Annotated in this window: 18 protein-coding genes; 6 read left to right on the forward strand and 12 right to left on the reverse strand. The window is 77.4% G+C overall.

Features of this window, described 5'->3' with window-relative positions; translation table 11 throughout:
* Nucleotides 1-11 precede the first annotated feature (11 nt).
* A complete protein-coding gene (locus E1B22_RS06610) occupies nucleotides 12-947 on the forward strand; it encodes a proline dehydrogenase family protein (protein ID WP_243123202.1) in 936 nt (311 codons plus the stop codon).
* Nucleotides 948-1,194: 247 nt separating this feature from the next.
* Here the strand turns inward: E1B22_RS06610 and hisI are convergent, their stop codons facing one another.
* The 8 genes from hisI to E1B22_RS13875 form a co-directional block, all read right to left on the reverse strand.
* The gene (hisI, locus tag E1B22_RS13245) at nucleotides 1,195-2,157 is read right to left on the reverse strand and encodes a phosphoribosyl-AMP cyclohydrolase (protein WP_135225028.1); all 963 of its coding nucleotides are present in this window, start codon (nucleotides 2,155-2,157) and stop codon (nucleotides 1,195-1,197) included.
* Nucleotides 2,158-2,311: 154 nt separating this feature from the next.
* A complete protein-coding gene (gene hisF, locus E1B22_RS06620) occupies nucleotides 2,312-3,208 on the reverse strand; it encodes an imidazole glycerol phosphate synthase subunit HisF (protein ID WP_135225029.1) in 897 nt (298 codons plus the stop codon).
* Nucleotides 3,202-4,323, reverse strand: coding sequence for a HisA/HisF-related TIM barrel protein (locus E1B22_RS06625; protein ID WP_135225030.1), 1,122 nt, complete (start codon nucleotides 4,321-4,323; stop codon nucleotides 3,202-3,204). Before E1B22_RS06625 ends, hisF begins: the two co-directional genes overlap by 7 nt.
* A complete protein-coding gene (locus E1B22_RS06630; RefSeq protein ID WP_243123203.1) occupies nucleotides 4,301-5,497 on the reverse strand; it encodes an imidazole glycerol phosphate synthase subunit HisH in 1,197 nt (398 codons plus the stop codon). The genes E1B22_RS06625 and E1B22_RS06630 overlap by 23 nt, the downstream gene beginning before the upstream one ends.
* 288 nt (nucleotides 5,498-5,785) lie before the next feature.
* A complete protein-coding gene (gene hisB, locus E1B22_RS06635; RefSeq protein WP_135225031.1) occupies nucleotides 5,786-6,391 on the reverse strand; it encodes an imidazoleglycerol-phosphate dehydratase HisB in 606 nt (201 codons plus the stop codon).
* Nucleotides 6,388-9,144: a histidinol dehydrogenase gene (gene hisD, locus E1B22_RS06640; protein ID WP_135225032.1), complete on the reverse strand. Its 2,757-nt coding sequence runs from the start codon at nucleotides 9,142-9,144 to the stop codon at nucleotides 6,388-6,390. Before hisD ends, hisB begins: the two co-directional genes overlap by 4 nt.
* Nucleotides 9,132-9,881: an ATP phosphoribosyltransferase gene (gene hisG / locus E1B22_RS06645; RefSeq protein WP_243123204.1), complete on the reverse strand. Its 750-nt coding sequence runs from the start codon at nucleotides 9,879-9,881 to the stop codon at nucleotides 9,132-9,134. The genes hisD and hisG overlap by 13 nt, the downstream gene beginning before the upstream one ends.
* 74 nt (nucleotides 9,882-9,955) lie before the next feature.
* The gene (locus E1B22_RS13875) at nucleotides 9,956-11,509 is read right to left on the reverse strand and encodes an ATP phosphoribosyltransferase regulatory subunit (RefSeq protein ID WP_305791184.1); all 1,554 of its coding nucleotides are present in this window, start codon (nucleotides 11,507-11,509) and stop codon (nucleotides 9,956-9,958) included.
* 960 nt (nucleotides 11,510-12,469) lie between these two features.
* Here E1B22_RS13875 and solA point away from each other — a divergent pair.
* The 4 genes from solA to E1B22_RS06670 are packed head-to-tail and all read left to right on the forward strand — an operon-like array spanning nucleotide 12,470 to nucleotide 16,477.
* Nucleotides 12,470-13,603: an N-methyl-L-tryptophan oxidase gene (gene solA, locus E1B22_RS06655; protein ID WP_135225034.1), complete on the forward strand. Its 1,134-nt coding sequence runs from the start codon at nucleotides 12,470-12,472 to the stop codon at nucleotides 13,601-13,603.
* A 4-nt stretch (nucleotides 13,604-13,607) separates the two neighbouring features.
* A complete protein-coding gene (locus E1B22_RS06660) occupies nucleotides 13,608-14,531 on the forward strand; it encodes a DMT family transporter (RefSeq protein ID WP_135225035.1) in 924 nt (307 codons plus the stop codon).
* The gene (locus tag E1B22_RS06665; protein ID WP_135225036.1) at nucleotides 14,513-15,502 is read left to right on the forward strand and encodes an ornithine cyclodeaminase family protein; all 990 of its coding nucleotides are present in this window, start codon (nucleotides 14,513-14,515) and stop codon (nucleotides 15,500-15,502) included. Before E1B22_RS06660 ends, E1B22_RS06665 begins: the two co-directional genes overlap by 19 nt.
* Nucleotides 15,503-15,523: 21 nt before the next feature.
* A complete protein-coding gene (locus E1B22_RS06670; protein WP_243123206.1) occupies nucleotides 15,524-16,477 on the forward strand; it encodes a DMT family transporter in 954 nt (317 codons plus the stop codon).
* A 313-nt stretch (nucleotides 16,478-16,790) separates the two neighbouring features.
* Here the strand turns inward: E1B22_RS06670 and E1B22_RS06675 are convergent, their stop codons facing one another.
* From E1B22_RS06675 to E1B22_RS06690, 4 genes are all read right to left on the reverse strand, one after another.
* Nucleotides 16,791-17,219 carry a YerC/YecD family TrpR-related protein gene (locus E1B22_RS06675; RefSeq protein WP_371413454.1) on the reverse strand — a complete coding sequence of 143 codons (429 nt, stop codon included), beginning with the start codon at nucleotides 17,217-17,219 and terminating at the stop codon, nucleotides 16,791-16,793.
* Nucleotides 17,220-17,436: 217 nt separating this feature from the next.
* Nucleotides 17,437-17,946, reverse strand: coding sequence for a Fur family transcriptional regulator (locus E1B22_RS06680; RefSeq protein ID WP_135225037.1), 510 nt, complete (start codon nucleotides 17,944-17,946; stop codon nucleotides 17,437-17,439).
* A gap of 194 nt (nucleotides 17,947-18,140) precedes the next feature.
* Entirely contained in the window at nucleotides 18,141-20,369 is a 2,229-nt protein-coding gene (locus tag E1B22_RS06685) for a heavy metal translocating P-type ATPase (protein ID WP_243123207.1), read from the reverse strand.
* Nucleotides 20,370-21,066: 697 nt separating this feature from the next.
* Nucleotides 21,067-21,363: a hypothetical protein gene (locus tag E1B22_RS06690; RefSeq protein ID WP_135225038.1), complete on the reverse strand. Its 297-nt coding sequence runs from the start codon at nucleotides 21,361-21,363 to the stop codon at nucleotides 21,067-21,069.
* A gap of 288 nt (nucleotides 21,364-21,651) precedes the next feature.
* Here E1B22_RS06690 and E1B22_RS06695 point away from each other — a divergent pair, with 288 nt between their 5' ends.
* Nucleotides 21,652-22,527 carry a DUF554 domain-containing protein gene (locus E1B22_RS06695; protein ID WP_135225039.1) on the forward strand — a complete coding sequence of 292 codons (876 nt, stop codon included), beginning with the start codon at nucleotides 21,652-21,654 and terminating at the stop codon, nucleotides 22,525-22,527.
* Nucleotides 22,528-22,682 lie beyond the last annotated feature (155 nt).

The raw sequence follows: 22,682 nt of genomic DNA on the forward strand, positions 1-22,682 counted from the left end.
GCCGGAGGCGTGTGGCTGTGGCCCAACCCCACTGGAGCCGCCAGCTGATCTTCACCCTGGCCGGCAACCCCGCCGTCACCCGCTTCGTCACCCACTACGGCATGCGCCTGGGCGCATCCCGCTTCGTGGCGGGCGAAGACCTGGACGCCGCCCTCGCCGTGGCGCGGCGGCTCAACCAGGAGGGCTTCCCGCTGGCCATCCAGTTCCTCGGCGAGCACGTGACCCGCCCCGAGGCGGCGGAGGCGGCTGTGGAGGAGTACCTGCGGCTGCTGGCCGCGCTGGAGGAACGCGGCATCGACGCGTACCTGTCGATCAAGCCCAGCCAGATGGGCCTCGCGGTGGACGAGGAGCTGGCCTACGCCAACTGCCGGCGCATCCTCGAGCGGACGGCGACGGTGGGCCGGTTCGTCCGCATCGAGATGGAGGACTCGCCGTACACCGAGAGGACCCTGCGGCTGTACCGCCGGCTGCGGCAGCGCTTCGACACCGGGCACGTGGGGATCGTCCTGCAGGCCTACCTCTACCGGTCGGCCCAGGACCTGGAGGCGCTGGCGGACCTCGAGCCCAACATCCGGTTCGTCAAGGGGGCGTACAACGAGCCGGCGTCGGTCGCCTACCCCAACAAGGCCGACGTGGACCGCAACTACCGGCAGCTCGTCCAGCGGCACCTGGAGCGGGGCCACTACGCGGCCATCGCCACCCACGACGACCGGCTGATCGAGGACCTGCTGGCGTTCATCGAGCGGCGCGGGATCCCCCGGGACCGGTTCGAGTTCCAGATGCTCTACGGGATCCGGCCGCAGCTGCAGCGGGCCATGCGGGATCGGGGCTACACGATGCGGGTGTACGTCCCCTACGGACGGGAGTGGTACGGCTACTTCGTGCGCCGGCTGGCGGAGCGGCCGGCCAACGTGGGGTTCGTCCTGCGGAACCTGCTGCGCGGCTGAGGATGCCGCCCCCTCGTGGGGCGGGCCGCCCGGGTCCCAGCGACGGCGCCGGGGAGTGGCGGGTGCGGACGAACCCGGCCCGGCCCCGGCCCGGGGCGGCGGGCCGCCGCCGGCCGCGCGGCGCCCTCATGATGCCCGGGTCGGTGGCGGCCTCGGGCGGCGCGCTGCCGGCGGCCGCGGTGGCCTCATGGGTGCCTGGATCGGTGCTGGCCCGAGGCGGCGGGCTGCCGCCGGCCGCCCGGCAATCTCACGGCGCCCCAGCCCGACGCCCCAGCTCGCGGCCCACGTCTTGCCAGCTCACGTCGCGCGCCACCAGGAGGACCGTCAGGTGGTAGAGCAGGTCGGCCACCTCCTCCACCAGCCGTTGCCGGGACTGGTGGCCGCCGGCCACCACCGCCTCCACCGCCTCCTCGCCGACCTTCTGGAGGATGCGCGCGAGACCGGCCTCGAACAGCCGGGTGGTGTAGGAGCCCGGCGGGCGCTCCTTCTGGCGCTGGCGCACCACCGCCTCGAGCGCACCGAGCCCGGCGAGACCGCCGGGTGCGCCATCGGCGCTCCCGCTCGCCATGACGCCGTTGGCGCCCGCCCCCGCACCGCGATGGGCGGCTGCGGTCGCACGGCCGTCGCCGCCGCCACCATTGGCGCCCGCAGCGTCCATGCCGCGATGGGCGGCTGTGGTCGCATGGCCGTCGCCACCGTTGGCGTCCGCAGCGTCCGAACCGCGGTGGGCGGCTGCAGCCGCCGTGCCGCCGTCGTCACCCGCATCCGCCCCATCGTCATCGCCGCCCCCATGCGCCGCGGCGCCATCGGCACCTGCGCCCGCCTCGCCGCCGGGACCGGGGGCGGGCTGCGGGGGGCCGGCGCGGCTTGCCCCGCTCAGGGGCGCGCCGTCGACGCCCCGGTGGAAGCAGGTCCGCTGGCCGGTGTGGCACGCAGGCCCTGCGGGGTCCACCCGGTACAGCACGGCGTCCCCGTCGCAGTCGATCCGCACCTCCTGCACCCGCAGCTCGTGGCCCGACGTCTCGCCCTTGCGCCAGAGCCGCCGGCGCGAGCGGCTGAAGAACCAGGCCCGCCCCTCGGCCAGGGTGCGGGCCAGGGCCTCCCGGTCGGCGTACGCCAGCATCAGCACGTCGCCCCGGCCCGCGTCCTGCACCACCACCGGGACCAGCCCGCGCTGGTCGAACCGGACCGCCGTCAGGGTGTGTCGCATCCGTCTCACCTGCCCCCATGGGCCTCTCGCAAACCGCCCCGCGCCGCCTGAGGGCCAGCGGACACCCCGCGGGGAGCCCGACCGGCCGCGGCGCCCCCTCGGCGCCGCGGCCGGGGAGGGCCGCCGCGGGCTGCCGGGCCGACGCCGTGCCGGCTCACGGGGCGGCCTCCGCGGGACCGGCCCCCGCCGGGGCGGCGGCGTCCGGCACGGGTCGCACCGGCACGCCCCTTGCCGCCAGCAGCGCCTTCACCTCGGCGATGCGCACCTGCCGCCAGTGGAAGATCGACGCCGCCAGGGCGGCGTCGGCACCGCCCCGGGTGAGCACCTCGGCGAAGTGCTCCGCCCGCCCGGCACCCCCGGAGGCGATGACGGGCACGTCCACCGCCGCCGCCACCGCCCGCGTCAGCTCCAGGTCGAACCCCGCCTGGGTTCCGTCGGCGTCGATGCTGGTGAGGAGGATCTCGCCGGCGCCGAGCGCCGCCACCCGTCGGGCCCAGGCGACGGCGTCGAGGCCCGTGGGGCGGCGACCGCCGTGGGTGAACACCGTCCAGCGGGGCGGCGGAGCCGGGCTGCCCGTCGCGCCGACCGCACCCTCGGCCGCCGCCGCGGGGGGTGCGACCGGCGCCGCCGCTCCGCCGGCGGCCGCCGGGTTCCTCCCCGCGTCGATGGCCACCACGATGCACTGCCGCCCGAAGCGCCGCGCCGCCTCGGCGACCAGCTGCGGCCGGGCGACGGCCGCGCTGTTGATCGCCACCTTGTCGGCGCCGGCCGCCAGAAGCCGCGCGATCTGGTCGCAGTCCCGGATCCCGCCGCCCACGGTGAGCGGGATGAACACCTCCGACGCCACCCGCCGCACCACCTCGACCAGCGTCTCGCGCCCCTGGACGGTGGCGCTGATGTCCAGGAAGACCAGCTCGTCGGCGCCCTCCCGGTCGTAGCGGCGGGCCAGCTCCACCGGATCGCCGGCGTCGCGCAGGCCGCGGAAGTGGACGCCCTTGACCACCCGGCCGCCGTCCACGTCGAGGCAGGGGATGATCCGCCGGGTCAGCACCGTCGGCCCTCCTCTCCGGACGAACCGGCCCCGTCCCGCCGATCCCGGCGCGCCTCCGGCCCTCCGCGTCCGGGCCGCGGGGCGGTGCGTCCCGGCGAGCGGGGCAGCGAATCGCCGCCGGGCGCCGGGGGTGCCGCGGTCGGCGCCGGGGCGGTCGTCTGCACCCGGGCCGGGGGCTTCGGGCCGGCCAAGTCCTGGGTCCGGGCCGGGTCCGCCGCCGTCGCCGCCGGCTCCGCCGCCTGGCCGGCCGCCGCCTGCGCCCCCTCCGCGGCGGTCGCCGTCGGCGCTTGGGCCGGGGCTGCCGCCGTCCGCGCCCGGGCCGAGGGCGGCGGGCCGGTCGGGGGCGCCGCTCCCGACGCCACGGCCAGGGCCGTGGCGAGATCGAGGGTCCCCTCGTACAGGGCGCGGCCCGCGATGACGCCCCACAGGCCCGCCTCGCGCAGGCGCTCGATGTCCGCCGCGTCCCGCACCCCGCCGGCGGCGATCACGTGGAACCCCGCCGCCAGGAAGGGCCGGAAGACGGCGGGGTCGACCCCGGCCAGGGTGCCGTCGCGGCCGGTGTCGGTCACCACCAGGTGGGCCACGCCCGCCTCCCGCAGGCGGGCCAGCAGAGGGGCCAGGGGGGCGTCGGCCGGCGCGGCACCGCCCCGGAGGGTGCCGGCGAGCGCCGCCTGTTCCACCCGGGCCACGGCGGTCCAGCCCTCCACCGCCGGCCGCCCATCCCTGAGGTCCAGGCTCACCAGCACCCTTCCGGGGTAGCGGCGGGCCACGTCGGCGACCTGCTCCGGGTTCCGGACGGCCGCGGTGCCGAGGATCACCGCCGCCACGCCCCCTTCCAGGTAGGCCGTGGCCGCCGCCGCATCGCGGATGCCGCCCCCCACCTGCACCGGGACGGGGACGGCGGCGGCGATGCGCAGGACGAGCTCGCGGTGGACGGGGCGGCCCGCCCGCGCCCCGTCCAGGTCGACCACGTGGAGCCGCGGGGCGCCGGCCGCCGCGAAGGCCTGCGCGACGGCGACGGGGTCGTCGGCGTAGACCGTCTCGCGGGCGTAGTCGCCCTGCCAGAGGCGGACCAGCCGGCCGCCCCGCAGGTCAAGGGCCGGGATCACAAGCACCGCACATCGCCCCGAAGTTCCGCAGGATCTTGAGGCCCACCGGACCGCTCTTCTCGGGGTGGAACTGGGTGCCGGCCACCGGGCCCCACTCGATGGCGGCGACGAAGGGGCCGCCGTAGTCGGCCAGGGCCACCAGGGGCCCCGCCGGTTCGTCCCCACGGGCGGAGCCCTGGGCGGCCGCCCGCCCGGGGGCGTCGCCGCAGGCCCCGTCGGGGCGCGGCCGGGGGCGGGCCGGCGCGAGGGGCCACGGCACCCGATACGAGTGGACGAAGTAGGCGTAGAAGCCCTCGCCCAGCCCGGCCAGGAGGCGGCTCCCCGCCGGCACCGCGACCCGGTTCCACCCCATGTGGGGGACCTTCAGCGGGGCCGCCGCCCCGCTCCGTGCCGGCTGGGTCGCCCCCACCCCGGCCGGCTGAACCGGCCCGACGCCAGCCGGCTGGGCTGCCATGGCTCCCCCCAGCTGGCTCGCCCCGGCGCCGGCCGCCTGGGCCGTCGGGGCTCCCCCCGGCTGGCTCGCCGCGGCGCCTGCCGCCTGGACTGCCGTGGCTCCCCGCGGCTGGCCCGGCCCGGCGCCGGCCGCCTGGGCTGGCCCGCCCCCTGGCGGCTCGGGCACGCCGGGGTGCCCCTCGCCTGCCACCGGGCCGTCTCGCCTGCCGCCCGACCCCGCCGGCGCGGCATCGCCCTGCCCCGGCGGCGCGTGGCCCCCGCCGGCGGTCGCGGCGGGGCGGTCGGCTGCGCCCCCGTCCCCGGCGACCAGGGCGACCCGCCCCCTCCCGGGCTCCGGTGGCGACGCAACCGGCGTCCGGGGCGCGGAGGGCGCCGTTGCAGGCCCAGGGGCGAAGGGCTCCGCCCGGCCGGGGAAGAAGCCGAGCCCCGGCCACTCGCCGTCTTCGCGGCTGCCCTCGAAGAGGAGCTGCATGCCGAGGCAGATGCCCAGCAGCGGCCGCCCCGCCGCCACCAGCCCCCGCAGCACGGGGACCAGGCCGGTCGCATCCAGCCGCCGCCAGGCGGGTCCGAAGGCCCCCACGCCGGGCAGGACGATCCCGGCCGCCCGGCCGAGTTCGTCCGGATCGCGGGTGAGGCGCACGGAGCAGCCGACCCGCTCCAGGGCCTTGCCCAGGCTATGGACGTTGCCCGTACCGTAGTCGACCATGGCCAGGTAGGGACGTGCCATGGCGGTCGGTGCCTCCTCGTCGCGATGGGTCGCCTCGGCGGCCCGCGGCCGGGGGCCGATCCGCCGCGCCGGCGGACCCGCCGGGGGACGGGCGGCTTCATGTTCGCCGTCCGAGGCTCCCCGCGCGGCCATCCGCACCCGGTCCGCGGCAGGCCGCGGCCGACGGGGCGGGGGACCCGGCGGCCCGGGGGCCCGGCGGCCCCGCCAAGCCAGGTCCCTCCAGGGTACCCCTGGTGCAGAGCGGGCCCCGGGCGGGGCGGTGCGGTCCGGGCACGGGGTGGGCGACCGTCACTCCAGGACGCCCTTGGTGGAGAGCGGACCGCCAGCCCGCGGCGCCAGCGCCTGGGCCATGGCGCGCCCCGCCGCCTTCCAGATCGCCTCCAGCCCGTGGTGGGCGTTGCGGCCCCGCAAGAGATCGACGTGCAGCGTGACGCGGGCCTCCACCGCCACCGCCCGCCAGAACTCCTCGGCCAGCTCGGTGTGGAAGGCGCCGAAGGCGCGGGGCGGGACCTCCACCGCCCACACCAGGAGGGGACGGCCGCTGCAGTCCACCACCACCCGCGCCAGGGCCTCGTCCATCGGCACGTAGGCGGTGCCGAAGCGGGCCACGGTGCCGTAGTCGCCGGCCGCCTGCCGCAGGGCGCGGCCGAGGCAGATGCCCACGTCTTCCACCGTGTGGTGCCCGTCCACCTCCAGGTCGCCCCGCGCCACCACCTCGAGGCCGAAGCCGGCGTGGACGGACCAGGCGGCCAGCAGGTGGTCGAAGAAGGGGATGCCCGTCTCGATGCGGGCTGCCGGCACGGGCTCCGCGCCCTCGAGGTCGATCCGGCAGCGGACCGCCGTCTCCCGGGTCTCGCGCTGGACGTGGGCGCGGCGCCCGCTGGGGGCCGTCATGCGCCCCACCCCGGGCGGCTGGCTCCGGACGCATCCCGGCGGCTCTCTCCGGACGAACCGGCCGCGGGCCCCGGCCGGGCCGGCCCCTGGCCGGCCCGGGACGGCGCGGCGTCCCCGCCTCCCCGCACCGCGGCCAGGGCGTCGGCCAGGGCGGCCAGGAAGGCCTGGTTCTCCGCCTCCGTGCCCACGGTCACCCGCAGGTAGCCGGTCAGCGACGGCTCCCACGGGAAGGCCCGGACGGCGATCCCGCGGCGGGCCAGCGCCTCCGCCAGGGGCCGGGCGTCGGAGGCCGGCTCCACCCGGAAGAGCACGAAGTTACCGCGCGAGGGCAGCGGGTGGATGCCGGGGGAGCGGCTCAGCGCCTGCAGGAGCCGGTCGCGGCGGCTGCGGGTGGCCTCGGCCCGTCGCAGGAAGGCCTCCCGGTGGTCCAGGGCCACCCGCGCCGCCACCAGGGAGAAGGTGTTGACGTTGTACGGCTGTAGCCACCGCCGCAGCCGGTCGGCCACGGCGGGCGCCGCCACGGCGTAGCCCACCCGCGCCCCCGCCAGGGCGAAGGCCTTGGAGAGGGTGCGCAGCACCACCAGCCGCGGCGGGTGCGGGCTGCGATCCGCCGGATCCCCCGCGGCGAGGTCGCCAGCCCGTGGCGCCGCCCTCGCCGGCGCGGGACCGCCCGCCCCCGGACGGGCGGCGTCCCCCGCGTCTTCGGGTGTCCCCGCGGAAGGGTCGTCGCCGGTGCCGGGGCCGGGGCCGACGGCGTCGGGCACGGCGGCCGGGGACCGGTGGCCGGAGGGGGAGGCCGCACCGCGGGCGGCGCAGACGGTCCGCGCCGGGGCGCGACGGGCGTCGAGGACGGATTCGCCGGCGAACTCGGCGTACGCCTCGTCCACCACGAGCCACACGTCGGGCCGCTGGAGGAGCCCCTTCACCACCTCCAGCTCGCAACAGAGGCCCGTGGGGTTGTTGGGCCGGCAGAGGAACACCAGCTTCTCCCCCGGCAAGGCGTCCAGGACCGGCTGCAGGTCGTCCAGCGTGACCGCCCGCTCGGGAGGGACCGGCACCGGGCGGTAGGGCACCCCCGCCGCCGCGGCCGCGGTGGCGTAGTAGCCGAAGGTGGGGGAGGGGGCGACGGCGGCGGTGCAGCGGGCGCCCAGGGTCCCCAGCACGGCCTGGACCAGCTCGTCGGAGCCGTTGCCGAGGACCACGGCCTCCTCGGCCGCCCCGACGTAGGCGGCGATGCGGGCGATCACCTCCCGGCGCAGGTCGCGGGCGGGGTAGCGGTGGGGGGCGGACGACCCCAGCACCCGCTCGAGTTCCGCCACCAGCGCCTGCCGGAGCGCGGGTGGCCAGGGCTCGGCCTCGTTGGCGTCCAGCTTGACGGGTGCGGGGCCGTCGGCCACGGCGTAACCAGGGGCAGGTGCGGCGGCGTCGCCCGGCGCCCGGCCCGCGGACGACGGGGCCGGCGGGTGGGGATCGGCGCCGGATCCGACCGCCTCCCGCAGCCGGATGCTGGCCGCGTGGGCCGGGAGGCCCTCCGCCTCGGCCAGGGTCCGGGCCGCCGGCGCCCAGGCCGCCACGCCGTCCGGGCTGCCGGCGAAGAAGGGGATGCATCGCACGAAGGCCTCGGGGCCCAGGGCGGTCTGATGCCGCGCCGCCCCGCCGGTGGGCAGCACGTGGTTCGTGCCCGCCGCGTAGTCGCCGGCCGCCACCGGCGCGAAGGGTCCGAGGAAGACGGCGCCCGCCGCCCGCACGCGCCCGAGCCACGCCTCGGGGTCGCGGACCTGGAGGCTGAGGTGCTCGGGCGCCAGCCGGTTGGCCAACTCCACGGCCTCCGCCAGGCTGGCCGTGGCCACCAGGAACCCGCGCTCGACGGCCGCGGCGGCCACGGCCGCGCGGGGCGTCGCCGCCAGCTGTCGCCGGAGCTCCTCGGCCACGGCGTCCAGCAGCGCCCCGTCGGGGCTGAGGCACCCCACCACCGCCAGCGGGTCGTGCTCAGCCTGGGCCAACAGGTCGGCCGCCACCCAGCGGGGGTCGGCGGCGTCGTCGGCCACGATCACGATCTCGCTGGGGCCCGCCAAGGCGTCGATCCCCACCCGGTGGGCCACCGCGGCCTTGGCCGCGGTCACGTAGGCGTTGCCCGGCCCGACGATCTTGTCCACCGCCGGCACCCTCTCCGTCCCGTAGGCCAGGGCGGCCACCGCCTGGGCACCGCCGGCGCGCACGACCCGGCGAACGCCAGCCAGCGCCGCCGCCGCCAGCACCACCGCGGGGATCGACCCGTCGGGTCGCGGCGGGGTGGCGAGCACGATCTCGCCCACCCCCACCAGCCGGGCGGGGATCGCCGTCATCAACACGGTGGAGGGGTAGGCCGCCCGCCCGCCGGGCACGTAGATCCCCACCCGGTCCAGGGGGCGCACCAGCCGGCCCAGTCGGTTGCCGGCCTCGTCGGTCCAGGCCACATCGCCCGGGACGAACCGGCGATGGTAGGCGGCGATGCGGGCCGCGGCCCGCTCCAGGGCCTCGCGCAGCGGCGCCGGCAGGGCCTCCAGCGCCCGGGCCGGCGCGTCGGGCGGGAGGACCAGTTCGTCCCGGGTGAGGTGGGGGGCGTCGAACCGCCGGGTGTACTCCAGCAGGGCCTCGTCGCCGCGGCGGCGGACGTCGTCGACGATGGCCTCCGCCGCCGCCCGGATCTCGGGGGAGAAGGGCTCGCGGCGATCCAGCCCGGCGAGCAGCTGGCTGGGCGTCAGCCGGCGCATGCCCGTTCGCCTCCTCGGCCGGCGCCCTGGCGGGCGGCCGCCTCCAGCCGCTCGACCAGCGGCAGCACCGCCTCCTCCCGCAGCCGCAGGCTCGCCTCGTTGGCGATCAGCCGCGCCGTGCTGGGGAAGAGCACCTCGTACTCCACCAGCCCGTGGGTGCGCAGGGTGCGACCCGTGGCCACCAGGTCGACGATGACGTCGGCCAGCCCGGCCAGGGGGGCCAGTTCGACGGATCCGGCCAAGGGGATGACCTCGACCTCGACCGGGCCGCCGCCCAGGGCCCGGCGCGCGCAGCGGGGGTACTTGGTGGCGACGCGCAGCCTTCCCGGCTGGTGCCGGCGCCACGGCCACGTCGCAGCGCCTGCCGCCGGCCCCGCCACCGCCATGCGGCAGGCTCCGACCCCCAGGTCGGCCAGCTCGACGGCCGCCGGGGCATCGAGCCAGCCGGGGGGTGTCGGGCCGGCCATCTCCTCCAGCACGTCCTTGCCGGTGATGCCCAGGTCGGCGCCGCCGAAGGCCACGTAGCTCCACACGTCGCCGGGCCGCACCAGCAAGAGCCGGACGCCGGCGTCGGCGTCGTCCAGCAGCAGCGCCGGCGGCTCCCCCCCGGTGGCGAGGGGGCGGGCGGCGGCGATGCCGGCCCGGACGCAGGGGTCCGCCACCTCCGGCAGCATGCGCCCCTTGGGGAGCGCCAGGGTCAGGGGGCGGGGGGTCGGGATGCAAGTTGGAACCTCCACCACCATCGCTCCTTTGCAGGGTTGCGGGCCGAGGGGGTGCAGGGTCGCCGCCGGGGGCCGGTCCCTGGCCGGCCTCACGCGTCGGGGGGCTCGCCCGCCGGCCACGCCATGCGCAGGACGCGGCGGGTTCCGTCGAGCCACAGGAGCCGCAGGCACCCCAGGCGACGGGCGGCGGCTGCCGCCTGCTCCTCGCCGGCCAAGCCCGCCATCACCACCGCGGAGGCCCCCTGGGCGCGGAGCCTTCGGGCCTCCTCCCACAGGCGGGCCGTCACGGCCCAGCGGGCGTCCTCCGGGCCGGCCCCCGCGGAGGGGGCCGGCCCCGCCACCAGGTAGTCGATGGGCGCGCCGGCGCCTTGGGCTGCGGGAGGTGGGCCGCTTTCGTCCCCGGTGGAGGTGGACCGGCCGACGGTGCCGTCCCAGGCGGCCTGTGGCCCCGACCCGCCGGCCCGCGTCGCTCCGCCGTGGGCGGCACCGCCCCGCGCCCGGGTCGGGCTAGGCCCGATCGCCGGTGCGACGGCATCCCGCAGCTCGCGCGCTGCAGGGCCGGGGTCCGGGTCCGGGGTCCCGGCGGCGCCCCCCCGTTCCCCGACCGCCGCCCCCATGGCGACGACCGCGTGCGGGTCGGCCGCCGCCTCCATCGCCGTCGCCTCGGCCACGGCCTCGACGTCGAAGGCCAGCCCCACCGCCGGCCCCTGGCCACCGAAACGGGCCAGCAGCCCGTCGTACCGGCCGCCGGCGGCGATGCGCCGCCGGCCCGCGAAGACCTCGACCACCAGGCCGGTGTAGTACTGCAGGTCGCGGACGAGACCGGGCTCCACCCGGATGCGGGCCACCTGCTTCGCCCCGAAGAGCCGGCCGACGGCCTCCAGCGTCGCGGCAAGGCCTGCGGCCGCCTCGCCGTCCTGCTCCGCCAGCCATTCCCGCGCGGCATCGGGGGGGAGGCTTCGGACCAGCACCGGGTACAGGCGGGCGGTGGCCGCGGCGCCCAGGGTCGCCTCCAGCTCCCTGCGCAGCGCCACCCGGTCCCGGCGGACCAGGGCGGCGAGGATCGTCCCCGCCGCCGTGCCATCCACGCCGTGCGAGGCCAGCACCGCCTGCAGCACGCCGACGTGCCCCACCGTCACCCGGACGGGGGTGGCGGGGCCGTCGGGCAACGTCCCTCCCAGCCCCAGCCCGTCCAGCGCATCCAGGACCAGGCCCAAAAGTTCCACGTCCCCCGCGGGGGCGGGGAGACCCAGGAGCTCGACGCCGGCCTGGGTGACCGCGTGGAAGCGGCCGTCCCGCGGATCCCGGCGGTAGACGGCGTCGATGTAGGACAGGCGCCACGGATCGGGACCGCGGAAGCGTGGGGCTGCCCAGCGGGCGACGGCGAGGGTGTGGTCCGGCCGCAGCGCCAGGACCCGGCCGGACGGATCGACGAACCGGCACAGCGCCGTCTCCGGGAACACCTCCAGCAGAGGGGGGCCGGCCTCTTCCCAGAGCGGCGTCCGCACCCGGCGGTACCCCCAGCGGGCGAACAGGGTGGCCAGCCGGTGACGGACCGCCTCTTCCCGGTCGAGGGCGACGACGGTGCCGGATCCCCACGCGGGGGATCCCACGGACGTGGCGTGCAAGCTCATGGCGAACATCCCCGCTCCCATCCCGGTGACCGTTCCTCCGATGCTTCATTTCTTTAGCACATTAACACGTTAAAGAGATCCTGCCAACCCGCCGCCGCGTCCGACGGCGCGATGCGGGACGGTTCACTGGACCCCGAAGACCCCCTCCGCCGGAGACGGACCCGGACGGGCCGGAAGACGCCGCGGCGAAGACGGCTGGGGTGGAAACGGTTGGGCAAGGCGCCTCCGGCGCCACCCGGGCGCGGCCGCGAAGGACGCGGCGATCCCGACCGGTGGTGGCGATGCCCGCCATCCGGGGGACGCGGCGACCCCGCGAGCGACCAAGACGACCCGCGACCCGGGGGCCTGCATCGGGCCGTGACCCGCGGGGGGCGCTGGCGGTGCGGGGGCATGGGGGGCGGCCGAGACCGCAGCCGTCACGGCCCGCGGCGGACGGGAACGTCCCGAGGCGGGTGCGCCGTCCTTTCCGGGCGGCCCGGGGAGCGGCCGGAGGGGGCGGGGCGGCATCGGCGGTGGGGAGGCTCCCGGGGCTGGCGCGTCCTCGCGTCCGGCGGGAGAGGGTTCCGGGATCGCGTGGGGAAATGCCCCTCAGACCGGCCCGAGCCCGGGTGTGCGATCTCGCCGGCCTGCGGGAGACGGCCGGGTTTCATGGCGGCCGGGGCTGCCCCCGGTGGCCTCCAGGGCCGGCGACCCGGGGGGAGGCGCCCTCCGCGGCCGGCTTGGGGCGCAGGGCGGGCTGGGCCCGCTCGTCGGGTCGCCCAGGGCCGCCCGTGTCCCGGAGGGCCGACCACGACCGCCCGCACGACCGTCCTGGATGCCTGTCAGCCGGGACGGCCGATGCCCAGGGGGCCCCAGGGAGGGGCCCGACCACGGCCGCCCGCGCGGCCCCCCGTCGGCGGCGAGGGCCGGCGGCGCCCGCACGACCCCCCACCGGAGGCGAGGGCCGGCGGTGAAGGAGGACCGGAGACGGTGTACGACGTCATCGTCGTCGGGCTCGGTGGCATGGGCGGGGCCATCGCCTACCACCTGGCGCGGCGGGGCCGACGGGTGCTGGGCCTGGACCGCCTGGCTCCGCCCCACGACGCCGGTTCGTCCCACGGCAAGAGCCGCATCATCCGCCAGGCGTACTACGAGGATCCGGCCTACGTGCCGCTGGTGCTGCGGGCCTACGAGCTGTGGGAGGCGCTGGAGCGCGACAGCGGGGAGACCCTGCTGGTCAAGACCGGCGGCCTGATGATCGGCGCCCCCGATTCGCCCATCGTCGCCGGCAGCACGGAGAGCGCCCGGCGCCACGGGCTGAAGTACCGCATGCTGAGCCCGGAGGACGTGGGCCGCTGGTTCCCCGCCTTTCGCCTGGAGCCCCACGAGGTGGCGGTCTACGAGGAAGAGGCCGGGGTGCTGTTCCCCGAGCGGGCGGTGGCCGCCCATCTGCGGCTGGCGCGGGCCGCGGGGGCGGAGCTGCGGCTCGACGCGCCGGTGGAGTCCTGGGTGGCGGGGTCCGACTCGGTGTCGGTGCGCACCCCGGCCGGCCGGTATCAGGCGGAGCGGCTGGTGCTGGCGGCGGGAGCCTGGAACCCGCGCCTGCTGGGCGGGGCGTTTCCCCTGGAGGTGGAGCGGCAGGTGAGCCTCTGGTTCCGGCCCGCGGAGCGGCCCGAGTGGTTCGAGGAGCACCTCCCGGTGTTCATCTGGGACCGCGGTCCGGAGCCCGCCCTCTACGGCCTGCCGGGGCTGGAGGGGGAGGGTGTGAAGGTCGGGCTCCACCACGGGGGGCAGGTGGGCGACCCGGACCGCCTCCCGCGCCAGGTGACGGAGGACGACGTCGAGCCCGTGCGCCGGCTCTTGGCCCGGCGCATGCCGCTCCTGGACCCGGAGCCCGTGCAGGCGTCGGTGTGCCTCTACACCAACACCCCCGACCGCCACTTCCTCGTGGGGACGCATCCCGACCACCCGGCGGTGGTGCTGGCCGCCGGCTTCTCCGGCCATGGGTTCAAGTTCTGCCCGGCGATCGGCGAGGCGGTGGCCGACCTGATCGAGGGCAAGGCGCGCCGGGATCTGGCGCTCTTCGACCCCCGCCGGTTCCGGGCTGGACCGGGGAGGGCGTGACGGCGTGGCCGCGCGGGGGACGGCCTACGTGCTGGCGGCGGCGTCCCTGTGGGGGACGCTGGGCATCGTGGCGCGGCTGGCGTACGCAGGCGGGGCGACCCCCGGCGAGGTGGTCTTCTTCCGCGCCGCCATCGCCTTCGGGCTGGCCTGGGCCGCGGCCTGGCGGCAGGGCGTGTCGCTGGCCGTCCCCCGGCGGCGATGGCCGCTGCTGGTGGCCTACGGGACCATCAGCGTGGGCCTCTTCTACCTCAGCTACTTCTGGGCGGTGCGGCTGCTGCCGGTGGCGGTGGCGGCGGTGCTGCTCTACACCGCACCGGTGCTGGTGGCGGTGCTGGCGCGGCTGCTGCTGGGCGAGCCCCTGGGCCCGCGGCGGGTGCTGGCCCTGGCGGTGGCGGTGGCCGGCGTGGTGCTGGTCAGCGCCCCGGATCCCGCCGCCGGTGTCCCGTGGGTCGGCCTGGCCGTCGGGCTGTTAGCCGGCCTGACCTACGCCCTCTACAGCATCTTCGGCAAGCTGGCGCTGCGGGATCTGGACCCGGCCGCGGTGGTGGTGTACACGCTGGGGGTCGGCGCCCTGGTGCTGCTGGTCGCCCTGCCGCCGAGCCGTTTGCTTCGCCTGGAGTGGACGCCGGCGGTGTGGGGGTGGGTGGTGCTGCTGGGAGCGGGCCCCACGTTCCTGGCCTACCGCCTCTACACCGCCGGCCTGCAGTGGATCCCCGCCTCCACGGCGGCCATCGTGGCGACGGTGGAGCCGGTGGTGGCGGCCCTGCTGGGCTGGCTGGTGCTGGGGGAGGCGCTGACGGGCGGTCAAGGGGTCGGGGCGCTGTTGGTGCTGCTGGCCAGCGTGCTGGCCCAGGAGGGCGCCGTCCGCGGCGTGCGGGGACCGGACGGGGGGAAGGAGGCGAGACGGCCGTGTCCGTCCGCTGGTTGACGGCCGCCGAGGTCGAGCGCTGCCTACCCATGGCCGAGGCCATCGACGCCATGGCCGAGGCCTTCGCGGCCGTCCACGCCGGTCGGGTGGCCATGCCCCTGCGCCTCGGCCTGGAGGCGCCGGCGGCCGGCGGCACGACGCTGTTCATGCCGGCCCACGATCCCGGCCTCGGCTACACGGCGTTGAAGGTGGTCTCCGTCTACCCGGGCAACCCCGCCCGGGGCCTGCCCGCCATCGCGGGCCTGGTGATCCTGCTCGACGCCGGGACCGGCCGGCCCTTGGCCGTGATGGACGGCAGGGCCCTGACCGCGCTGCGCACGGGGGCGGCCAGCGGGATCGCCACGCGCCTTCTCGCCCGGCCCGACGCCTCGGTGCTGGCGGTGCTGGGCGCCGGTGCGCAGGCGCCCTACCAGGTGCTGGCCGTGTGTGCGGTGCGGCCCATCCGCCAGGTTCGCATCCACAACCGCACCCGGGCGCGGGCCGAGGCTCTGGCCGGGCGGCTGGCCGCGCGGCTCGGGCCCGCCGTCGAGGTCCGGGTCGCCGCCACCCCGGCCGAGGCGGCCCGCGGCGCCCACGTGATCTGCACGGCGACGGCCGCCACGGAGCCGTTGCTGGGCGCGGCCGACGTGGCCCCGGGGACCCACGTCAACGCCGTGGGCAGCTTTCGCCGCGGGATGCGGGAGCTTGCCCGCGACCTGGTGGTGCGCGCCCGTCCGGTGTTCGTCGACCAGCGGGAGGCGGCGCGCGAGGAGGCCGGGGAGCTGATCGAGGCGCTGGAGGCGGGGGCGCTGGCGCCCGGGGATCTGGTTGAGCTCGGTGCCGTGCTGGCCGGGACCCACCCGGGCCGGGTCGACGCCGACCAGGTCACGATCTTCAAGAGCTGCGGGCTCGCCGCCCAGGACCTCTACGCCGCCGCCCGGGTGTGGGAGCGTGCGCAGGCCCTCGGAGTGGGCCGGGACGTGGCGCTGTAGATCAGGGAAAGGGGGACCCCGGTGCATCCGCTGGCGCCGCTGTTGGCCCTGGCCGGGGCCGTGCTGGCGATCTCCTTCTCCTCGGTCCTGATCCGGTTCTCCCAGGCGCCCAGCGCCGTCATCGCCTTCTACCGCATGGCGTTGACCACGGTGTTGCTGTTGCCCTGGGCGTGGCGGGAGGTGCATCGCGTCCGCCGCCTGCCGCCGGGCCTGCGGGGGGCCACGGTCCTCAGCGGCGTCCTGCTGGCCGGCCACTTCCTGACGTGGATCGCGTCCCTGCGCTACACCTCGGTGGCCGCGTCCGTCCTCCTGGTGACGTCCCATCCGCTGTACGTGATGGCCGCCGACGCGTGGCTGCTGCGGGAGCGGGTGCCACCGCGGCGCCTCCTGGGCGCCCTGCTGGCGCTGACCGGGGTGGCGGTGGTGACCTTCGCGGGCGCGGGGACGGGGGACCTGGCGGCGGGCAGTCGGGCGTTGTACGGCAACTTCCTCGCGGTGGCGGGATCCTGGTTCTTCGCCGGCTACATCCTGATCGGGCGGCGGGTGCGCCAGGTGCTGCCCGTCATGCCCTACACCACCGTGGTGTACGGGGTGGCCGCGGCGGTCATCGCCCTGGGGCTGCTGGCGACCGGGACTCCCTTCGGGCCGTACCCGGGGCGGGAACTCTTGATCTTCGTCGCCCTGGCGGTGGTGCCGACCCTGGGGGGGCACACGGTCCTCAACTGGGCGCTGGAGTACGTGCCGGCCAGCGTGGTCTCGGTGTCGATCCTCGGCGAGCCGGTGGGGGCGGCGCTGCTGGCCTGGCTGCTACTGGGGGAGGCGCCCTCGGGGGTGGAGCTGGCCGGCGGGGCGTTGACGCTGGCGGGCCTGTTCATCGCCACCCAGTCGGCCGGGCGGGCGGCCAGCCCGACGGCCGGCGAGGCGCCCGGGCCGGCGGGCCAGGACGCGCCCCCAGGTCCCTCGCCGGCGCGGTGAGGCGGGCGCCGGGGCCGCCCCGTGGCGGGGTCCGGTCCCCGCGACGGGCCGAGGGCCCTACGAGGTCCCTCCCTCGGCTGCGGCCTTGCCGCCGCGTGGATCCTGCCGCAGCCCCTCGCGTGGATCCTGGAGCAGCCCCTGGGGTCGAGCCGCCGGTCGGGTCCTCGGGCCGGTGGGCGGGGTCCTGCCGCGGCCGCAGCCGCCTGGGCGTGGGGGTTGCCGTGCTGCCGGCCGTCGCGCCGCGGGCACCCCTGGCCGTCGCACCGCGGGCGCTGCCGGCGCCACGCCGCGCGTCGGGCGGCCGCTTCGTCCGCTAGGCCGGCGGGGTGGAGGGGGACCGGCGGGGGGACGGCCGGGCGGGAGGCGCGTCGCCCGCATCGCCGGCTCCGCGCCGGCCCGCCGCGGGCCGGGTCGGTTCGTCGGACGCGCCGTCCCCCGAAGGCGCCTGCCGTCGCGCCAGGCGCTCCAGCACCAGCCGGTAGCCGTCGGCGCCGTAGTGGAGGAACCGGTTGACCCGGCTGATGGTGGCCGAGCTCATGCCCGTCTCCCGCTGGATCTGCTCGTAGGTCTGGCCCTGGGCCAGGCGCTGGGCGACCTCGAAGCGCAGGGCCAAGGACTGGATCTCGCCCACCGTGCAGAGGTCCTCGAAGAAGCGATAGCACTCCTCCAGGTTCTGCAGGGAGAGGATGGCTTCGAAGAGGCGGTCGACGCGAGGGTGTTGGAGGCGCGACTGGTATGCCACCACGGGGCCTCCCCTGTCGGCTGGCGGCGGCCTTGCGCCGGGGTCGGCCTCGCCCCCTGCCGCCGGCCCGGGGGCAGCGCGAGGCTTGCTCCGGCGGCCGGCCGGCGTCCGTCCCGGCCATGGCGGTCCCGCGACGCGATGGTCCTCCGTCGGATCCCACCGACAGGCCCGCGGCCGACGAACCCGGCGCCCCCGCGGGCCGCGGCGATCGGTGGGGCTACCGGGCCCCCGACCCGTCCGCGGCGCCGCTGCGGCTCCCCGACCCCTCGGTTCCCCGGGTGCGCTCGCGGGCCCGTCGCTCCTGACACCGCGGGCAGATGCCGTAGAACTCGAACCGCTGGCCCAGGATGACGAAGTCCGACCGCTCGGCGACCCGCTGGCCGATGCCCTCCAGGGCCTCGGCGTCGACGTCGAAGATGGTCTTGCAGTCCACGCACTGGACGTTGGCGTGGGCATGGGGGTTGCCGTCGTATCGCTGCACGTCGCCGGGGAAGCCCAGCTGGCTGGCCAGCCCGAGCTCCACCAAGAGCTCCAGGGTGTTGTAGACCGTGGCCGGGCTGATCATCGGGAACCGCTCCCGCGCCTGCTGGTAGAGCTCCTCGGCGCTGGGGTGGTGCGAGCGGCGCGCGTTCTCCTGGAGCAGCTCGTAGATGGCCAGGCGTTGGGCCGTCACCCGGTAACCGCGATCGGCCAGGAGTCGCCGGAATTCGTCCATCGCCAGGGCCATCGCCGTCACAACCTTTCCCCGGCGGCATGGCCCGCCGGTCGTCCCATCGGCTGCGGCGCGGTCGGCGGACGGGCTGCAAAGGTCGCCGAACCGCAAGTCTTGATCGGAATTTTCGCGAATCCCGCTCAAATCAGGCGATCTATCAATCCATCTTCGATTCTTACTTTGATCTTATTTTTGCGTGCAAAAACCGGTCAAGTGCCCGTCCGCCCGGCGGCCGGCTCGGGCGCCCGTGCCCGGCCCTCTGCTCCCCGCGGCCCGCCATCGCCGAAGGGGGCCGGGCGGACCGCCAGCATCCGCAGGCCGTTGAGCATCGCCAGCACCGTGCTGCCCTCGTGGCCCAGGACCCCCAGGGCCAGTTCGAGCCGTCCCGCCAGGGTCCAGGTGACCAGGGCGGCGATCACCCCCAGGGCGAACGCCAGGTTCTGCCATATCGTGCGGGTGGCGCGCCGCGCCAGGTCGAAGACGAAGGGCAGCTTCTCGATCTCGTCGCTGACCAGCACCACGTCGGCCGTCTCCAGGGCCACGTCGGTCCCCGCCGCGCCCATGGCGATGCCCACCCGGGCGCGGGCGAGGGCGGGCGCATCGTTGACGCCGTCACCCACCATGGCCACCGGTCCCAGGGTGCGCGACAGCTCCTCCACCGCCCGCAGCTTCGCCTCGGGCAGCAGGCCCGCCCGCACCTCGGTGATGCCCACCTGCCGGGCGATGACCGTCGCCACCTCCGGGCGGTCGCCCGTCAGCATCACGGGGATCAGGCCGAGGCGGCGCAGGGCGGCCACGGCCTCCCGCGCCCCCGGCCGCGGCACGTCCTGGACGGCGATGCAGCCGAGGAGCCGGGACCCGACGCCGACGAAGAGCACCGTCTTGCCCTGGCGGGCCAGTTCGTCCACCACCGCTTGCGCCGCCCCGGGATCGGCCCCGTGGCGCCGGGCGAAGTCGCCGTTGCCCGCCCAGGTCACCCGACCGCCCGCGCGGGCGGCCACGCCGTATCCGGGCTCGGCCCGGACCTCGTCGGCGTCGTGGGGCCGGATGCCCTCCGCCGCGGCCGCCTCGAGCACCGCCCGCGCCAGGGGATGCTCCGAGAGCCGCTCGGCCAGGGCGGCCGCCTCCAGCACCTCGCGGCGGTCCGCGTCGCCGAGGGGGACCACGTCCGTGACCCGGGGACGACCGAGGGTGAGCGTGCCCGTCTTGTCGAAGGCGACCACCTTGACGGCGGCCAGTTCCTCCACGTAGCGACCGCCCTTGAGCAGCACCCCGCGACGGGCCGCGTTGGCCACCGCCGCCAGGACGGGGGCCGGTGCGCTGATGGCCACGGCGCACGGCGAGGCGACGACCATCAGTACCAGCGCCCGGTAGATCGCCTGCTGCGGCTCGGCCCCCCACAGCAGGGGGAGGGTGGCCGCCAGGGCGGCGATGCCCACCACGGCGGTGGCGTAGACCTGCTCGATGCGGTCGATCACCCGCTGGGTGCGGGAGCGGTCCTCCTGGGCCGCCTGCACCAGGGCGACGATGCGGGCCAGCATGGTGTCGCCGGCGGGCTTGGTGACCTCGATCTCCAGGGCGCCCAGCTGGTTCATGGTGCCGGCGAAGACCTCGTCGCCCGGTCCCTTGGCCACGGGCACGGACTCCCCGGTGATGGCCGCCTGGTCGACGCTCGAGCGCCCGCCGACGACCCGGCCGTCGATGGGGATCCGCTCGCCCGGCCGGACGACGATGCGGTCGCCGACGGCCAGTGTCTCGACCGCCACCTCCTCGAGGCCGCCGTCGGGGCGGCGCCGGCGGGCGGTCTCCGGGGCGAGGTCCATCAGCGCCCGGATCGCCTGCCGGGTCCGGTCCATGGCGTAGGCCTGCAGGGCATTGCTCAGCGAGAAGAGGAAGAGCAGCGCCGCCCCCTCCTCCCACGCCCCCAGCGCCGCCGCGCCCAGGGCCGCCAGGACCATCAGCAGGTCGACATCGATCACCCGCTGCCGCAGGGCCTGGAGACCGGCGATGGCGGCCGGCGTGCCGCCCGCCAGATAGGCGATGCCGTAGAAGAACAGGCTGACGGCCGCCGGCGCCTGCAGGCGCTCGGCGACCCAGCCGGCCAGCGTGGTCAGCAGGGTGACGGCCGTCAGCACCGCGAGATGGTGCCGTTCCCAGAAGCCCGGCTCGCGGCGGATCGCCCGAGGCGCCGGTTCGACCGCCGTCGGCGCCGCCGTGCCCGTCGCGGAGGGGGACGGGGTGCTGCCGGCAGCGGCGGCGGGCCCATCGGGGACGCGGACGAACCGGCCCGGGGAGGCCGGCGGCTGGCCGCCGCCCGGCGGCGGCACCGCCCCACCGGCGGCCTCCGCCGGTGTCGTGGGTCCGTGGGCGGCCGGGCCGTCCTGACCATCGGCCCGACGATCGGCGAGCGAACGCGGTAGCGCGGTGAATCCCGCCACGGAAGGTGCCCCCTTCGACCGGTCCCCACCCGGATCCCGGGCGGGGTATTGATACTGACTCCCACTTGCATCAATTGATATCCCATCTAATTTTGTAACCAGTATAGATTTCTGCCGCGCGACGGGTCAATGCCGCCCCGCGGATGCGGCGCGGCGTGATCCGGCGCCGCCGGCGCCTCCGGCGCCGGCGGAGGCCGTGGAGGCCAAGGGAGGGCAGGCGGACGGTGGGGACGCGGGGGCAGAGGCGACGGGCGGCGTCGGACGCCGGCCGAGGGAGCGCCGAGGCCAAGGGCGGGCCACCGGCCCCCGGGCACGCAACCGGTCGGCGGGAAGGGCACGGTCCGGGAGCGGTGACCCGCGCGGGTCCCGGGGTGGGAGGAGGGCGGTGGCCCGCCCCGCGGTCGGCGGGGGGGCGCGGCCGGGTGGACACCGCGCGCAGGGTCGCGGAGCGGCGATGCGCAGCGCGGAGGAGGCTCGCCGCGGCGCGATCCCATGGCGATGCGGCCGTCGCGCACCGGGGGGGCGGCCGGCGACGACCCTAGGGGAGGAACCGGCATGGGGCGGCGGAGGCCGTGGGCGACGCCTGGACGAGGGACCCGTGGTGGGCCGCGGGGACGGCGGGGCCGGACCCCGGCCGGGTGCCGACGCCCGGATGGGCGGGCGGTCGAGGCGTTCGGTCCCCCGATGGGCGGACGCGCTAGGCGGTTCGGTCCGTCGCGGCGTTCGCGGCGGACGCGCGTTGGCGGTAGCGGAGCTCGTAGAGCGCCGCCCCCAGCCCGAGGGCGGCGGCGCTCATCAGCCCGCCGGTCACCAGGACCAGGGGCGCCCGCAGCCACGGGCTCGCGACGTGCTCCAGGACCGCCACCAGCAGGACCACGGACGCCGTGGTGGCGGCCGCCAGGCCCACCACGGCGCCGCGGAGGCGCGCAGCGGGGTGGGCTTCGAGCTGGAGGAACCACCGGTGGGCCTTGCTCGGCGTCTTCGCGGCGGCCACGATCCCTCACCTCCCCGGGAGGGCGTCCGCTTCCCCGGGGCGCCGGGTCTGCGCGAGGCGCTCGCCCTCCCCGCGGCGTCGGGGGGCCCGTCCCCGCGCCGGGGTGCGCTCGCCGGCGCCCGGTGGAACCGGTTCGTCCGCCATGATACCGTGTTGTCGTTCCCGCCGTCTCGATGTCGCCGAGTCCGCTGCGACGCCGCGCGACGCGGGCCAGGGCCGTCGCCGGGGCGTCGCGGTGCGGCCGGGCGTGGGGCGCGGCGGGGGAGGGGGAACGGAGGCGAGCGGGGGATGAAGGGCCTCGGGACCCTGATCAACGTGGTCACGGTGCTGGCCGGATCCGGCCTCGGCCTGTGGCTCGGCGCGCGGCTCGCGCCGCGCACGCGCGAGGTGCTGACCGGTGGGCTCGGGGTGGTGACGGTCCTCATCGGGCTGGACATGGCCCGGGAGACGGCCAACATCCTGATCGTGCTGGGTTCGGTGCTGCTGGGCGGCCTGGTGGGCTCCGCCCTGGCGCTGGAGGCGCGCCTGGACGCCCTGGGCCGGGCGGTCGAACGGGCGCTGCGGTCGGCGCGCACCGGGCCCGCGGCGGTGGCCGCCGGCGTCGAGGCCGAACCGCGCCCCGCCGAGGTGGCGGCCGCTGGCCCGCCGGGTAGGCGGTCGGCGACGCGGCATCCTGTGCCCGGGGCGGCGACGACCGCCGGGGAGGAGGCCGGGCGCCCGCCGGCCCGCCCCGGGCCGGCGGAGGCCGCTGCGGCGGCGGACGGGACCGTGGCCCGCGGCTTCATCGCCGCCAGCCTGCCGTTCTGCGTCGGTCCCATGACCTTCCTCGGCTCCATCCAGGACGGGCTGACGGGGGACTACCAGCTCCTGGCGGTCAAGGCCGCGCTGGACGGCTTCGCGTCGTTGGCCATGGCGCCGGCGCTGGGGGCGGGCGTCGCCCTGGCGGCGGTGACGGTGCTCGTCGTCCAGGGTGGCCTGACGATGCTCGCCGGCGTCCTCAGCCCCCTGGTGGAGCCGGCGATGCTGCAGGAGCTGACGGCTGCCGGCGGGGCCCTGGTGGTGATGATCGGACTCGGCCTCCTGGAGATCAAGCGGCTGCCGGTGGCGGACTTCCTGCCCGCCCTTGGCTTCGCGCCGCTGATCGCCGCCCTGGTGGCACGGTAGGCCCGGGGTCCCTCGTGCCGTGCGCCGCAGCGCGGCGGGCGCCCGTCCCGTGCCGACGGTGCCCGGCCGCTGGTGCGGTCGAGGCACCGCCGCGGCGGTGGAGGACGGTCCAGGAGCGGTGAACGCCCCGGCATCCCCGGGCGTAGGGTGATAGG

This window comes from Thermaerobacter sp. FW80 (assembly GCF_004634385.1).
Classification (GTDB): Bacteria; Bacillota; Sulfobacillia; order Thermaerobacterales; family Thermaerobacteraceae; genus Thermaerobacter; species Thermaerobacter composti.